The sequence below is a fragment of the Caballeronia sp. SL1002 genome (assembly GCF_057814995.1).
Map to the genome: position 1 here is coordinate 1050270 of NZ_JBYMUW010000002.1, position 15958 is coordinate 1066227.

A 15958-nucleotide genomic window follows, 5' to 3' on the forward strand; every position below is an offset into this window, starting at 1 on the left:
GAAGCAGCCGACTCAGTTGCCCTCCATGTCCACTCTCACGATCCGGCAACGCATTCTCGCGAGCTTCGGGGTGATCCTGTCGCTGATGCTGCTCATGGCCGTGTTTTCCTACGTGCTGCTGGGCGGTATCGACCGCGACGCGAAGAGCCTCCAGCAAGATTCGATGCCCGGCGTCTACCTCGCCACGACGATCCGCGCCGCCTGGTTCGAGAACTACGTGGTGACGCAACGGCTCGTGTTCATCGACGCCGAGCCGGACCAGATCAAGCGCGACCTCGCGCGCGCGGCCGAGACGCGCGAGTCGCTCGACAAGCTGATGGACAAGTACACCGCGACGATCTTCGAGGATACCGACCGCCAGCTCTTCGACCAGTTCCGGCAGCAGCGCACTGCCTACGCGCCGATTCAGGCGCAGATCCTGCGCGATCTCGACACGGCCAAGGCGACGGCGGCCACCACCTTCAATACGCAGCTGAACCCGATCTGGGAAGCGGGGCGCGTCTCGGTGCGCGCGCTCGTCGACCATAACAACAGCTACGAGGAAACCTCGGTCGCGAGCATTCGAGATTCGGTGCGTAAGGCCGAACTCACGCTTCTGATCGTGCTCGTCGCGGCCATCCTGTCGGCGGCCGTGCTCGGCTATCTGCTCCTGCGCGCGGTGACCGTGCCGATGCAGCGGCTCGTGGATGTCGTGGACCAGATGCGGACCGGCGACATGACGCAGCGCCTGAGTCTGAATCGCCGCGACGAATTCGGCACGCTGGAATCGGGCTTTAACCGCATGACCGACGAACTGACCGGGCTGGTCGGCCAGGCGCAGAAATCGGCCGTCCAGGTGACGACGTCCGTCGCGGAAATCGCCGCGACGGCGAAGGAACAGCAGGCCACGGCGAGCGAGACCGCCGCGACGACTACCGAGATCGGCGCAACGTCGCGCGAGATTTTCGCGACGTCGCGCGATCTCGTGCGCACGATGAACGAAGTGTCGGGCGTGGCCGAACAATCGGCGGTGCTCGCCGGAACGGGCCAGTTGGGTCTCACGCGCATGGAGGAAACCATGCGGCTCGTGATGGAGGCGGCGGGATCGGTGAACGGCAAGCTCGCGATCCTCAACGAGCGCGCGAGCAATATCAACCAAGTGGTCGCGACCATCACGAAGGTCGCCGATCAAACCAATCTGCTCTCGCTGAACGCGGCCATCGAAGCGGAAAAGGCGGGCGAATACGGGCGCGGCTTCGCGGTGGTGGCGACCGAAATCCGGCGTCTCGCCGATCAAACGGCGGTCGCGACCTTCGATATCGAGCAGATGGTGAAGGAGATCCAGTCGGCCGTCGCGGCGGGCGTGATGGGCATGGACAAATTCAGCGAGGAAGTGCGGCGCGGCATGCTCGACGTGCAGCAGGTCGGCGGCCAGTTGTCGCAGATCATCCAGCAGGTGCAGACGCTCGCGCCGCGCTTCGTGATGGTCAACGAAGGCATGCAGACGCAGGCGACCGGCGCGGACCAGATCACTCAGGCGCTCGCGCAATTGTCCGAGGCCGCGCAGCAGACGGCGGAGTCGCTGCGCCAGTCGACGCAAGCCATCGACGACCTGACGCACGTCGCGAACGGCCTGCGCACGGGCGTGTCGCGCTTCAAGGTGAAGATGTGAACGCGCGCGCCCACTGATCCGCCATGCTGTTCGTCCAGTTCAACCTCGGCACGGAACGTTATCTGCTCGATGCCGCGCAAGTCGAGCGGATGATGTCGCTCACGCCGCTCAGAGCGCTGCCGGGCGTCCCCGCGTGGGTCGCGGGTCTGCTCGACTTCGACGGCGCGCCGGTGCCCGTGATCGACCTCTCGGCGCTCGCGCTCGGCCGCCGGTCGCGCGACCGTCTTTCCACCCGGCTTGCGCTCGTGCATTACCCGCATTACCCGCATTACCCGCATTACCCGCATTACCCGCATTACCCGCGCGCGACGGAAGCGGGCACAGAAACGCACACAGAAACGCGCTCAGAAACGCGCTCAGAAACGGGCTCAGAAACGCACACAGAAACGGGCGTCGAAAGGCGGCGGCTCGGCATTCTGCTCGAACAGGCGACGCGCACGGTGACGCTCGATGCCACCGCGTTCCGCGATGCGGGCATCGAAACGCCGCACGCGCGCTATCTCGGTCCGGTCGCCCGCGATGCCGCCGGGCTGCTGCAATGGGTGCGCATCGAGCATCTGCTGCCAGCCGACGTGCAGGCGCAGCTTTTCACCGCGAGCGCCGCATGAACCGCGCCGCCGCCCACGCCGACCACGCGTCGATCGCGCGCTTCATCGCGCTCTTGCACCGGACTATCGGACTGGATGCCGAGTCGATCGGCGCGGGCGCGATCGAACGCGCCGTGCGCGAGCGTCTGGCCGACTGGCGCGCGCACGGCCACGCGGGCGCGTCGCTCGACGACTACTGGTACGCGCTCAATACCGATCCCGCGCGGCTGCAGGATCTGATCGAAGCGGTCGTCGTGCCGGAAACCTGGTTTTTCCGCGATCCCGAAGCCTTCGCCGCGCTCGTGCGGCTCGCGAAGGCGCGTCTGCGCGATGCGCCGTTCAGGCCCGTGCGCGTGCTGAGCTTGCCGTGTTCGTCAGGCGAGGAGGCGTATTCGGCGGCAATGGCGATGCTCGACGCCGGTTTTGCGCCCGAGCAGTTCGTAATCGAGGCGATCGATGTGAGCGAGCGCGCGCTCGCCCGCGCACGTCGCGCGCATTACGGGCGCAACGCGTTTCGCGGCCATGCGCTGAGTTTCCGCGAGCGGCATTTCACGGCTTCGGGCGATGGCTGGCAACTGGATCCGCGCGTCGCGCGCTCGGCGCATTTCACGCAGACGAACCTGCTGAAACTCGATCCCGCCACCTACGAATCCTTCGATTTCATCTTCTGCCGCAACGTGCTGATTTACTTCGACCGCGACACGCAACGCGCGGCGCTTCGGGTGATCGACGGTCTCCTGGCCGACGGCGGCACGCTGTTCGTCGGTCCAGCCGAGACGGGTTTGCTGATGCGCGAAGGGATGTCGTCCGCGAAGATTCCGCTCGCGTTTGCGTTTCGCCGCGTGGCGGCTGAGGTGGCGCGCGTTGGATTCGCGCCGCCGCCGGCTCTCGGTGAGTTCGCGTCGCCGCCTGCGCGCGCCGCGTTCGTGCCGATGGCCGCGCCGCCGCGCGTGCAAGCGCCCTCGGCCAATCTCGTGCCCACGCCATCCACAACACTCACGCCGCCCGCGTTATCGTCGTTATCCGCGCCGAGTCTCGCCCACGCCCGCGCGCTCGCCGATGCCGGCAAGCTCGCGCAGGCGGCGAGCGCGTCGCGCGGCTATCTCGACGCGCATCCGTCGAGCGCCGACGCGTATTACCTGCTCGGCGTGATCGCGGATGCGCAAGGCGACGTCGACGACGCCCGCGCGAACTACAAGCGCGCGCTCTATCTCGATCCCGCGCACGGCGAGGCGCTGACGCATCTCGCCGCCGTGCTCGAGCTCGACGGCGACGAAGCGGGCGCGCGCCGTCTGCTCGAACGCGCCGGACGTGTCGGCGGGAGGCGCTCATGAGCGATCTGCCGAATTTGCCCGGTTTCCCCAATTTGCCCGCATCCGGCGATGACCCTTTGCCGCTGATGGCCGAAGCCGCCGATTCCGCGTACCAGCTCGACAACGCGCGGCTCGACGATATCGACGATTGCTGGAACCGGATCGGCGTGCGCGGCGACCGGTCTTGCGAGCGGCTTATCGGTTACGTGCATTGCCGCAATTGCCCGGTACACGACGCCGCCGCCGCGCGCGTGCTCGATCGCGTGAACGTGGTGGACGTGCGCGACGAACCTGGACGCGCCATGCAGTCCGTCATTGCCGCGCCGCGCCGAAGCCGTCTCGATGCCGATACCGTGTCGTATCTCGTCTTCAGGATCGGCGGCGAATGGCTCGGTCTGCCGACCACGCTGTTCCGGCAGGTCGCGCAGTTGCGGCCGATCCATTCGCTGCCGCATCGCCGGCATCGCGCGGTGCTCGGCGTAGTCAACGTGCGCGGCGTGCTGACGGTGTGCGCGTCGCTCGCGCGGCTGTTCGGGATCGAATCGTCGTCGTCGTCGGCGGCGGCGGCGGGGGACACGGCCACGTCCGCTCACCGCGCGGTGGACGCGCGCGAACTCGGGCGGTTACTCGTGGTGGAAGACGCCCGCGACCCAACGAACGGGCCGGTCGTGTTTCCGGTGGATGCGGTGGACGGCGTGCATCGTTTCGCCCGCGCCGATTTTCAGGCGGTCCCGGCGACGCTCGCGCAGCTTTCGGCATCGCACGCCGAAGCTGTCGTCGCGTGGAAGGACACGACCGTCGGGCTGCTCGACGCCGACAAACTTCTCGACACGCTGAACCGGAGCCTGACATGAGTACCGACGACCAGGGCCAGCCGTCGCTCATCGAACTGTTCCGGGAGGAAGCGCGCACGCAGGCGCAGATTCTCTCCGACGGCCTGATCGCGCTCGAACGTGCGCCGCGCGATCCGGCGACGCTCGAAATCTGCATGCGTGCCGCGCATTCGTTGAAGGGCGCGGCGCGGATCGTCGGCGTGCCGGTGGGCGTGACGCTCGCGCACGCGCTGGAGGATTGCTTTGTCGGCGCGCAGGAGGGGCGGATCGCGCTCGATGCGGGCTATATCGACCTGTTGCTGCGCGGCGTCGATCTGATCGTGCAGATCGGGCATGGCGGCAGTGATGCCGATGCCGTGACGCCGAAGGACGCCGATGCATTCGTCGCCGCGCTCGACGCGCTTCTCGGCGGCGCGGACGTGCTCACGGACGCGCTCAAGGACGTGGTGACCGAAGCGGACGTGGACGCGTATTTCGACCTCTCGCGCGAACTCACGCTCGCGGCCGAACCTACGGACGAACCTACGGCCGAACCTACGGACGAACCCGAACCGGCGCTGCTGCAGGAAACCGTCGAGCGCACGACGTCCGCGCGTCCCGGCGAAATCCGCATGCTGCGCGTGCGCGCGGATACGCTCGACCGGCTACTCGGCCACTCCGGCGAATCGCTGGTGGAGTCGCGCTGGCTCAAACCGTTCGCGCAGTCGATGCTGCGCGTGAAGCGCATCCAGCGCGACGCGAGCCGGGCGTTGGATCGCCTGCACGAATCGCTCAATGAAACTGCAACTCACGCCACATCGCTCGATGCCCGCGCGCTCGCCGCCCTCGACGAAGCGCGGCGTCTGTCGGCACAAGCGCACGCGCAACTGAACGAGCGGCTCGCGGAACTCGACATCTACGACCGTCGTTCGACGCATCTGTCGCAGCAACTTTACGACGAAGCGCTCGAATGCCGGATGCGTCCATTCGTCGATGCCACCGGCGGCTTCGCGCGCATGGTGCGCGACGTGGCGCGCTCGCTCGGCAAGCAGGTGCGGCTCGTCACCGTCGGTGAATCGACGCAGGTGGACCGCGACATTCTCGATCTGCTCGACGGCCCGCTCGGCCATCTGCTGCGCAATGCCGTCGATCACGGGATCGAGCCGCCGTCGCTCAGGCGCGCGCTCGGCAAGCCCGAGGAAGGCACCATCATGCTCGAAGCGCGTCACAGCGCGGGCGCGCTTTTCATCAGCGTGAGCGACGACGGCGGCGGAATCGATATCGACGCGTTGCGGCGCGCGGTGGAACGCAAGCGCCTCGTGAGCCCGGAAACGGCGGCGCGCCTGTCCGAAGCCGAACTCCTCGAATTCCTGTTTCTGCCGGGCTTTTCCATGCGCGACACCGTGACCGACGTGTCCGGGCGCGGCGTCGGACTGGACGCCGTGCAGGACACCGTGCGCCAGGTGCGCGGCAGCGTGCGCGTGACGCAGGAAGCGCACGCGGGTACGCGTTTTCTGATGCAATTGCCGCTGACGCTCTCGGTCATCCGCAGTTTGATCGTCGAGGTCGCGGGCGAGCCTTACGGCCTGCCGCTCGCGCATGTGACGCACACGCTCGCGCTCGCGCGCGGTGCGATCGACGTGCTCGAAGGCCATCAGCATTTCGCCTTCGAAGGGCGCCGGGTCGGGCTCGTCACAGCGCACCAGATTCTCCAGGCGGGCGCGTTCGAATCCTCCGCCACGGCGGACACCGATACGCTCAACGTGGTCGTGATCGGGCAGGGCGCGGCGAGCTACGGCGTGGTTGTGGATCGTTTTCTCGGCGAGCGTATGCTGGTCGTGCAGCCGCTCGACAAACGCCTCGGCAAGGTGCGCAACATCGCGGCGGGCGCGCTGATGGAAAACGGCGATCCACTGTTGATCGCCGATCTCGATGACTGGCTGCGCTCGGTCGAGAAGCTCGTCAGCGGCGGCGAACTCGGGCGGGTTTCGCTCGGCGCGGGACGCGCCGCGACGGTGGCGGCGAAGCGCGTGCTGGTCGTCGACGACTCGCTGACCGTGCGCGAACTCGAACGCAAGCTGCTCGCGTCGCGTGGCTACAGCGTGGCGATCGCGGTGGACGGCATGGACGGCTGGAACGCGGTGCGCGGCGAGCGCTTCGACCTCGTGATTACGGATATCGACATGCCACGGCTCGATGGCATCGAACTGGTGACGCTCATCAAGCGCGACGTGCAATTGCGCGACACGCCGGTGATGATCGTGTCGTACAAGGACCGCGCGGAAGACCGTCAGCGCGGGCTCGACGCGGGCGCGGACTACTATCTCGCGAAGGGCAGTTTTCACGACCAGACGCTGCTCGATGCGGTGCGCGATCTGATCGGCGAGGCGAAGTCGTAGCGTGTGGACGAACAAGTCCGAACAATGTGGCGTCGATGAAAACCGTGGAGAACGCGTGATGAAAATCGGCATCGTGAACGACGTGCAACTGGCGGTCGAGGCGTTGCGGCGCGCGCTCGCCACGCGGACCGATTTCGAGGTCGTGTGGGTCGCGAAGGACGGCGCGGAAGCGGTCGAATATTGCGTCGCGCAGAAGCCGGACGTCGTGCTGATGGACCTCGTGATGCCGAACGTCGACGGGATCGAAGCCACGCGGCGCATCATGGCGCGCGCACCGTGCGCGATCCTGATCGTCACCGTCGACGTGGGCGCGAACGCGTGGCGCGTGTACGAGGCGATGGGCGCGGGCGCGCTCGACGCCGTCGATACCCCCACGCTTGTCGGCCCGGATTCGCGGCGCGGCATCGCTGCGCTGATCGCGAAGATCGACCAGATCGGCGCGCGGCTCGCGGCATCGGCCGGCGCGCATCCAGCGAGCGTTTTGCCGCGTATCACGAGTGATACGGGTTTGCTCGCGATCGGTTCGTCGGCGGGCGGGCCGGCCGCGCTCGCCACACTCCTCGCCGCGTTGCCGCCGGATTTCGCGGCGGCGACGGTGATCGTGCAGCACGTCGATCAGGCGTTCGCCGCCGGCATGGCCGAGTGGCTGAACGCGCAGTCGCGGCTGCCTGTCAGGATCGCGCGCGAGGGCGACCGGCCGCAAGCGGGACAGGTGTTGTTGGCGGCAACCAACGACCACCTGCATTTTTGCGGTGTCAACCGGCTCGGCTATACGGCGCATCCGGTGGACATGCCGTACCGTCCTTCCGTCGATGTGTTTTTTCAGAGCGCGGTGACGCACTGGACGGGCCGCGCGGTCGGCGTGCTGTTGACCGGAATGGGACGCGACGGCGCGATCGGACTGAAGGCGATGCGCGCAAAAGGGTATTACACGATCGCGCAGGACGAAGCGACCTCGGCGGTGTACGGCATGCCGAAAGCGGCTGCGTCGCTGAACGCAGCGGTCGCGATCCTGCCGCTGCCGAAGATCGCCGCGGCGATCGAAAAAGCCTTCGCGGCCTGACGCGCGCGTTAAGCGCCGGACGCAATCAATAACAGGACACATCATGGAACATCGAAACCCGGATCCGCTCGCCGACCGTGCGCAGCGTGCCGACGCGGCGGCAAGCGTAGAGCGCAAGACTTTCGCCGACGAGCGCGCCGGCACGGACCTGCTCGCCGCCGCGCTGGCCGCGCCGCCTGCCGCCGATTGCGCGATCATGGTGCTGCTGGTCGACGATCAGGCGATCATCGCCGAGGCGCTGCGCCGCTCGCTCGCGACCCAGCCGAACGTCGACTTCCACTATTGCGCGAACCCGGAAGACGCGCTGCGCGTCGCGCAGGAAACGCGGCCGACGGTGATTCTTCAGGACCTCGTGATGCCGGGTGTCGACGGGCTCACGCTCGTGCGTCAGTACCGCGAGAGCGAGGCGACGCGCGACATTCCGATCATCGTGCTCTCGACCAAGGAAGAAGCGCGCATCAAGAGCGCGGCGTTCGCGGCGGGCGCCAACGATTATCTGGTGAAGCTGCCCGATACCATCGAACTCGTGGCGCGGATTCGCTATCACTCGCGTTCGTATCTGAACCTGCTGCAGCGCGACGAGGCGTATCGCGCGTTGCGGCAATCGCAACAGCAGTTGATGGAGACGAACCTGGAGTTGCAGCGGCTTACGCATTCGGACGGCCTGACGGGCCTGTCGAACCGGCGGCATCTGGACGATTATCTGAGCGCCGAATTCCGGCGCGCGATGCGTGACCGGCTGCCGATCGGCTTCCTGATGATCGACGTCGATAACTTCAAGTCGTACAACGATACTTACGGCCATGTCGCGGGCGATGACGTGCTGAAACGAGTTGCGCATACCATCGAGGAAAGTCTCAACCGTCCGGCTGATTTGGCGGCACGGTTTGGCGGCGAGGAATTTGCTGTGGTGTTGCCGTCGACAGCCGAAGGCGGCATGCGGCTGCTTGGCGAGAAGATCCGGCTTGCGGTGGAGGCGCTCGACGTGCCGCACTCGGGTTCTGACGCGGGCAGACTCACGATTAGCGTGGGTGGTGTCACGCAGGTGCCGGAGATGGAGGAAAACGCCAAGCAGTTGATCGAAGCGGCGGATTTGGCGCTGTATCGCGCTAAGCGGGATGGGCGGAATAGAGTCGTGGTTTAGGGTTTGCTGGCGCTCGTTGCTTTTGTTTGCATGCGCATCTTGGGAACCTGCTTTCGTGTGCGTTTATTAGCACGCCGCTATGCGCGGCAGCCGTCACTTTCTTTGGCTAGCTGCAAAGAAAGTAAGCAAAGAAAGCAGCACGGGATTCGGCGCCGTGGGGCGGCTTGAGGGTGGGTGGGTTACACCGTCTGATGCTCGGGCGCTTCTTGGGAACTTGCTTTCGTGTAGGTTTATAAGCACGCCGCTATGCGCGGCAGCAGTCACTTTCTTTGGCTAGCTGCAAAGAAAGTAACCAAAGAAAGCAGCACGGGGTTTGGCGCCGTGGGGCGGCTTGGTTTGGGTGGGTTACACCGTCTGATGCTCGGGCGCTTCTTGGGAACTTGCTTTCGTGTAGGTTTATTAGCACGCCGCTATGCGCGGCAGCAGTCACTTTCTTTGCTGCTGCAAAGAAAGTAACCAAAGAAAGCAGCTTATCCGGCTAAGTGTCCACCACGAATAACTGCGCGGATAGGCGCGCAGGCTGACGATGGCAACTCGCATTCGTTGGTATTGGCACAGCGCCTGTCAGTTCCATCCTCGCTGCGCGTGGACGACGGGCATATTTGAAAACCGTCGGTTGGTTCGGTTTGGTTTTTCCGGTTATGCCTTACCGGCAGGCACTTCGTGCCTGCGGGGATGAATGAGCGGTTCCACTCTGTTGGGTGGTGCGATGGCCGAATCAGCTTGCGCGCCACTCCCGGTTACGGTTCGTGGTGGACACTTAGACGGATAAGCTGCTTTCTTTGGTTACTTTCTTTGCAGCAGCAAAGAAAGTGACTGCTGCCGCGCATAGCGGCGTGCTTATGGACCTACACGAAAGCAAGTTCACGAGAAGCACACGCAAACAAAAGCACAAGCGAGAGCAGACAAAAAACCCGAAGCGCGAGCAAACAACCCGTCTACCGCGCGGCCGTAGCGCCCACCCCAACCGGCGAACCCATCGCCTGAAACAGCGCCGCAGTATCCGTCAACCGCGCACTCGAATACCTCAGCGCGTTCAACTGCGCATTCCTGTACTGCTGCTCACTCGCCCGCGCCGCGCGCGGCGGAATCGCGCCGAGCCGCACGCGGGCGGCGGAATCGTCGAAGATGCCTTGCGTCGCGCGGCTCGCGGCGTCGGCTTGTGCCAGCGCCTGACTGTCGTTTTCGAGCGAGGCCAACGTGTTCGCCACGTTCTGAAAAGCAGCAAGCACGGTCTGCTTATACTGCAGCACGGCAGCCTCATAGGTGTGCTGGGCCGCGCGTCGCTGGGCGAGCAGCGCGCCGCCGTGAAACACCGGCTGAGTCAGCGAAGCGCCGATACTCCACAACGCCCCCGCGCCCGACAACGCGACCGGCCAGCTAAAACCGCCTTTGCCCATCGACGCCGACAGCGACAAACTCGGGAACAACTGCGCCGTCGCCACGCCGACCGACGCGGCGGCCGCCTTCAGCGCGGCATCGGCGGCCTCGACGTCCGGGCGCGTCGCGAGCAGCGCCGACGGCACCACGACCGGCACATCCGGCGGCACGGCGAGACTCGCATAATCGAGATCGTCGGGAGCCTGGTCGGGCGTGCGGCCGAGCAGCACGGCCAGCGCGTGGCGCGTGGCAAGCCACTGGGCGCGCAAACCCGGCAACTGCGCTGCAATCGACGCGGCGTTCTGCTCGGCATCGAGTGCATCCGAATGCGACGCGGAGCCGAGCGCGTAGCGCCGCTCGGCGTCGCGGGCGTCGTCGGCAGCGAGGGCGGCGAGCCGCTCCGTCAGGCGAATTTGCGCGTTCAGCGCGGCCGCGCCGATCGCGCCGGTCACGATGTTCGCGGCGAGCGCGCGGCGGGCGGCATCGAACTGATGCGCCTGCTGATCGACTTGCGCCGCGAGCGACGCGTCTTCCAGCCGGGCCGCGCCGAACAGGTCGAACGTGTATTGCGCCTGAACCTGGCCGACGAAGAGGTTGTACAGCGCGGTCGGCGGTCCGAAATTCGGCACGCCGAGGCCGCGCTGGCGAGCGGCCTGTCCGCCCAGATCGATGGAAGGAAAAAGCGACGAGCCGATCTGCGCCTTCAGTTGCTCGCGGGCGGCCGCGAGCCCGCGGTCGGCAGCGGCGAGATTCGGGCTATTCGCGAGACCTTCGGCGACGAGCGCATTCAGCGCGTCGGATCGGTACAGGGTCCACCAGTCGGGCACCGGCTTCGCTCCGGCGACAAACCGTTGAGACGCGCCCTCGGCGGTCACGGTTTCAAGGGGCGGCGCCGTGATGCCGTAATGCGCGGGGTGCGGCACCGGCGGCAGGTCGCCGTTCGGGCCGAACGAGCAGCCGGCGAGCGCGAGCAGGAGCGCCGGGATCAGCACCGGAACGCGCTCCGGAATAAGCCTCGGAATGAGCGCCGGAACGATCGAATTTCGTGGAATCCGTCTCATGATTGTTCTCCCTGGCCCGCTAAAGTACCCGCGTGGCTTTCGCGTTCGTCGTGCTTCACGCGGAACGACGCCGCGTACAGCGCCGGCAGATAGAACAGCGTGAGCACGGTCGCGCTGGTGATGCCGCCCATCAGCGCCGTCGCCATCGGCCCGAAAAAGTTGCTGCGCAAGAGCGGAATCAGCGCGAGGACGGCGGCGGCGGCGGTCAGCGTGATCGGCCGGAAACGCCGCACGGTTGCGCCGACGATCGCGTCGAAGCGCTTATGCCCGGCGGCGATGTCCTGCTCGATCTGATCGACGAGAATCACCGAATTGCGCATGATGATGCCGAACATCGCGATCACGCCGAGCATCGCGACGAAGCCGAACGGCTTGCCGAACAGCAACAGCGTCGCCACCACGCCGATCAGCCCGAGCGGCGCGGTCAGCACCACCATCATCACGCGCGCGAAGCTTTGCAACTGGATCATCAGCAGCGTCAGCACGACGATCACCATGATCGGCATCTGCGCGTTGATCGACGATTGGCCCTTGCCGCTTTCCTCGACCGGCCCGCCCACTTCGATGCGATAACCCACCGGCAGCGAGGCGCGAATCGTGTCGAGTTTCTTGTCGATCGCGTTCGTCACGTCGATCCCCTGCGTGCCTGCCCGCACATCCGACTGCACGGTGATGGTCGGCTGGCGGTCGCGCTCCCAGATCACGCCGTATTCCAGATCGTCCACCACGCGCCCGAGCGTGCCGAGCGGCACAGGACCGTTCGGCGTCGGCATGGCGAGCGTGGCGAGACGCGCCGGCTCGACGCGTTCCTTGAGCGGCGCGCGCAGATCCACGCCGATCAGCTTGTCGTGCTCGCGATATTGCGTGATGGTGTAACCGGAAAGCGACATCGCGAGGAAGTTCGAAATATCCTGCGACGACACGCCGAGTTCGCGCGCCTTCTTCTGGTCGATCTCGAAATGCACTGAGCGCTCCGACGGTTCGTCCCAGTCGTACTGGACGTTGGTCGTGCGCGTATCGGCGCGCATGTCGGCGAACACCTGCTCGCCGATCTTGCGCACGGTCGCGATATCGTCGCCGCTCACGCGAAACTGCACCGGATACCCGACCGGCGGCCCGTTCTCCAGCCGCGAAAGCCGCGTGCGGATCGCGGGAAACTTCTCGCGCAGCACGGGTTCCAGCCACTGCGCGAGCTTTTCGCGATCCTCGACCGATTTCGCCGTGACCACGAACTGCGCGAAATTCGGTTGCGGCAACTGCTGGTCGAGCGGCAGATAAAAACGCGGCGCGCCGGTGCCGACGAAGTTCACGACGTGATCGATTTCAGGCCGTCCTTCGAGCACTTTTTCGAGCCGCTTCGCTTGCCGCAGCGTGGCGTCGAATGAAGCGCCTTCCTGCAGGCGCACATCGACCAGCAATTCCGCGCGGTCCGAACTCGGGAAAAACTGCTGCGGCACGAGCGTGAAGCCGAACATCGCGACCACGAAGAGCGCGACCGTGATCGCGAGCACGACGAAACGCCGCTCGATACACCACGTCACCCAGCCGCGCAGACGTCCGTAAAACTTCGTGTCGTAGATATCGTGTTCGTGGTCGTCGGGCAGATGCGCCTCGTGCGCCTCGCGCTTGCGTTCGGGCAGGAGCTTGTAGCCGAGCAGCGGAATCAGCACGACGGCCGCGAGCCACGACGCAATCAGCGCGATCGCCGACACCTCGAAGATCGAGCGCGTGTACTCGCCCGTGCTCGACTTCGCGAGCGCGATCGGCAGGAAGCCGGCGACCGTCACGAGCGTGCCGGTGAGCATCGGAAACGCCGTGCTGGTGTACGCGTAAGCCGCGGCGCGCGTGCGGTTCCAGCCCTGTTCGAGCTTCACCGCCATCATTTCGACGGCGATGATCGCGTCGTCCACGAGCAGCCCGAGCGCGAGAATGAGCGTGCCAAGCGACACCTTGTGCAGCCCGATATCGAACAGGTACATGAAGAGCGCGGTCACGGCGAGCACGATCGGAATGGAGATCACGACCACCATGCCCGTGCGCACGCCGAGCGTGACGAGACTCACGATCAGCACGATCACCACCGCTTCCGCCACCGCTTCGAGGAAGTCGTCCACCGAGTGCGAAACCGCGTGCGGCATGCTCGACACTTCCGCGAGCCTGAGCCCGGCGGGCAGGTGAGCGCGCAGCTTCGCGGCCGTTTCGTCGAGCGACTTGCCGAGCCGCACCACGTCCTGTCCCGGTTGCATCGTCACGCCGATCCCGAGCACCGGCTGGCCGTTCGAGCGCATCTCGGTGACTTTCGGATCGACGTAGCCGCGCTTGATGGTCGCGATATCGCCTAGCCGGAACGAGCGTCCGTTCACGCGGATCAGTGTGTCCGCGAGCGCCTGCGCATCGTTGAACTGGCCGCTCGGACGCACGAACACGCGGTCGTCGGGCGTCGTCAGCGTGCCGGCAGGCGCGACCGCGTTCTGGCCGTTCACCGCATCGGCAATTTGCTGCGGCGAAATGCCGAGCCGCGTCAGTTGCGTGTTGGCGATCTCGATATAAATGCGCTCGTCCTGATCGCCGAAATAATCCACTTTCGCGACGCCCGGCACGCGCAGCAACACGACGCGCAACGCGTCGGCGTAGTCGTGGAGTTGCGCGGGCGAGTAGCCGTCGCCGTCGAGCGTGTAGATATTCGTGTAGACGTCGCCGAATTCGTCGTTGAAGAACGGGCCTTGCACGCCTGGCGGCAAGGTCGCGGCGATATCGCCGACTTTCTTGCGCACCTGATACCACTCCTCGGGCACGTCCTTCGCGGGCGCGGAATCCTTCATCGTGTAGAACAGCAGCGATTCGCCGGGGCGCGAGTAGCTGCGCAGGAAGTCGGTGGACGGCGTTTCCTGGAGCTTCCTCGCGATGCGGTCAGTCACCTGTTCCTGCACCTGCCGCGCGGTGGCGCCCGGCCAGAACGTGCGGATCACCATCACGCGGAACGTGAACGGCGGGTCTTCGGACTGCGCGAGCCTCGTGTAGGCGAGGGCGCCGAAAAGGGTCGCCATCGCGATCAGGAAGATCACCAGCGCGCGGTGCCGCAACGCCCACGCGGACAGGTTGAAGTGACCTTCCTCGTGACGGTAGTCGGGCTCCGGCAACGTTTCCGGCTTTGAGTCCGGCTTTGAGTCCGGCTTTGAGTCCGGCGCGCTCATGACGCGAAATCCTCGGGATGCAGCGGCGCGACGACGCGCACTTTCTCCCCGGCGCTGACCGTATGCACGCCTTGCCAGACGACCCGATCGCCCGCGTTCAGCCCGCCGGACAGCGTGACCGTGCGTTCGCCGAACCGCGCAACCGACACGCGGCGGAGTTCGAGCGCATCGCCCGGCGACTTGACGACCCACACCGCGGGTTCGTGGCCGTCGTGGAAAAGGGCGGTCGAGGGAACGGTGAAGCTCGTCGATTGTGCGTTTTGTGCGCCTTGTGCGAACGCGATGTCGGCGGTCATGCCGAGCCGGACTTCCGGCGTCGGCGCTTCGAGCGTGAGTTTCGCGCGCCACGTGCGGCTTTGCGCGTCGGCGGCGGGCGAGAGTTCGCGCACGCGCGCGGCGAACTGCTTGCCGGGCACGGCCGCGAGGCTCACGTTCGCGCGCTGGCCGACCGCGAGCGCGGCGAGCGCGCCTTCCGGCACGTCGCAGGCCACGTCGATATCGCCGCTCCAGGCCAGGTTGTACACGGCCTGACCGGCCGCGACGTTCTGGCCGGTATCGGCCTGTTCGGACGTGATGAAGCCCGCGTGGTCGGCGGTGAGCGTGGTGTAGTTCAACTGATCGGCGGAGAGCGCGGCTTGCTGCTGCGCCTGATTGCGCTGGGCGAGCGCGGACGCGTAGGCGTTTTGCGTCTGTTCGAGTTGCGCGGGCGCGATCAGGTTTTCAGCGGCCTGCGCGCGGTCGCGGTTGAGCTGCTGCGTCGCGTAATCCAGTTGATGCTGCGCCGCGTCGAGTTGCGCGCGCGTGCTGGCGGCGTTCTTCGATTGATCGGCGGGGTCGAGCCGCGCCACGATCTGGCCGGCCTTCACCGTATCGCCGAGCCGCACGCGCCGCTCGATAATTTTCCCGCCGACCCGGAACGATAACGGCGTCGAATAACGCGCCTCGATCTGGCCGGGCAGCGTGGATTGCGGCAGACGCTGATCGGCTTGCGCGGCGACAGCCACGACCGGCCGCGGCGGGGGCGGCGGCGCTTCTTTTTTGCTGCACGCGGCAAGCACACAGATCAGCGCGGCCGCACCGAGTTGGCGAGGGGCACTGCGGGAGACACGGCTGGAGAAGCGAGTCACGGGAAACCTCGACGCAAAGGCGGCGAAAAGCACCACGGGTGATGCACATAAAAGGCGTCGACGCGGCTCGCGCACGCTCGTCACCGGCATATTTCGAGATAGGAGGCGGATTCTCGGCGGGCTGATTCGCCGTCGCGAACGTCAATGTCTGCGGGCTTCCCGGGCAGACGCGAGAGGCGCGCGCACACACATTCGAGATGGATTTTAATACAACAGTGTATCTGAAA

General features: G+C 66.1%; 10 protein-coding genes. 7 read left to right on the top strand and 3 right to left on the bottom strand.

Annotated features, from left to right (window positions below):
- Positions 1–25 precede the first annotated feature (25 nt).
- The 7 genes from AC3D25_RS07715 to AC3D25_RS07745 all read left to right on the top strand — a co-directional run bounded on the left by AC3D25_RS07715 (position 26) and on the right by AC3D25_RS07745 (position 8969).
- Positions 26–1651: a methyl-accepting chemotaxis protein gene (locus AC3D25_RS07715; RefSeq protein WP_488889631.1), complete on the top strand. Its 1626-nt coding sequence runs from the start codon at positions 26–28 to the stop codon at positions 1649–1651.
- Between the two features lie 23 nt (positions 1652–1674).
- Positions 1675–2259, top strand: a complete 585-nt coding sequence (locus AC3D25_RS07720; RefSeq protein WP_488887834.1) for a chemotaxis protein CheW — start codon at positions 1675–1677, stop codon at positions 2257–2259.
- The gene (locus tag AC3D25_RS07725) at positions 2256–3572 is read left to right on the top strand and encodes a CheR family methyltransferase (RefSeq protein WP_488887835.1); all 1317 of its coding nucleotides are present in this window, start codon (positions 2256–2258) and stop codon (positions 3570–3572) included. The genes AC3D25_RS07720 and AC3D25_RS07725 overlap by 4 nt, the downstream gene beginning before the upstream one ends.
- Before the next feature lie 65 nt (positions 3573–3637).
- Positions 3638–4405, top strand: coding sequence for a chemotaxis protein CheW (locus AC3D25_RS07730; protein WP_488889632.1), 768 nt, complete (start codon positions 3638–3640; stop codon positions 4403–4405).
- The gene (locus tag AC3D25_RS07735) at positions 4402–6762 is read left to right on the top strand and encodes a hybrid sensor histidine kinase/response regulator (RefSeq protein WP_488887836.1); all 2361 of its coding nucleotides are present in this window, start codon (positions 4402–4404) and stop codon (positions 6760–6762) included. The genes AC3D25_RS07730 and AC3D25_RS07735 overlap by 4 nt, the downstream gene beginning before the upstream one ends.
- 58 nt (positions 6763–6820) lie before the next feature.
- Positions 6821–7825 (top strand): chemotaxis response regulator protein-glutamate methylesterase, encoded by a 1005-nt coding sequence (locus AC3D25_RS07740; protein WP_488887837.1) that lies wholly within the window; start codon positions 6821–6823, stop codon positions 7823–7825.
- 43 nt (positions 7826–7868) lie between these two features.
- Positions 7869–8969, top strand: coding sequence for a diguanylate cyclase (locus AC3D25_RS07745; RefSeq protein ID WP_488887838.1), 1101 nt, complete (start codon positions 7869–7871; stop codon positions 8967–8969).
- 938 nt (positions 8970–9907) lie between these two features.
- On the opposite strand, the gene AC3D25_RS07750 is transcribed toward AC3D25_RS07745, so the two are convergent.
- From AC3D25_RS07750 to AC3D25_RS07760, 3 genes are read right to left on the bottom strand one after another with little or no spacing between them, the layout of a single operon-like run.
- Positions 9908–11410, bottom strand: coding sequence for an efflux transporter outer membrane subunit (locus tag AC3D25_RS07750; protein ID WP_488887839.1), 1503 nt, complete (start codon positions 11408–11410; stop codon positions 9908–9910).
- Positions 11407–14604 carry an efflux RND transporter permease subunit gene (locus AC3D25_RS07755; RefSeq protein ID WP_488887840.1) on the bottom strand — a complete coding sequence of 1066 codons (3198 nt, stop codon included), beginning with the start codon at positions 14602–14604 and terminating at the stop codon, positions 11407–11409. The genes AC3D25_RS07750 and AC3D25_RS07755 overlap by 4 nt, the downstream gene beginning before the upstream one ends.
- Positions 14601–15731, bottom strand: coding sequence for an efflux RND transporter periplasmic adaptor subunit (locus tag AC3D25_RS07760; protein ID WP_488887841.1), 1131 nt, complete (start codon positions 15729–15731; stop codon positions 14601–14603). Before AC3D25_RS07760 ends, AC3D25_RS07755 begins: the two co-directional genes overlap by 4 nt.
- Positions 15732–15958 lie beyond the last annotated feature (227 nt).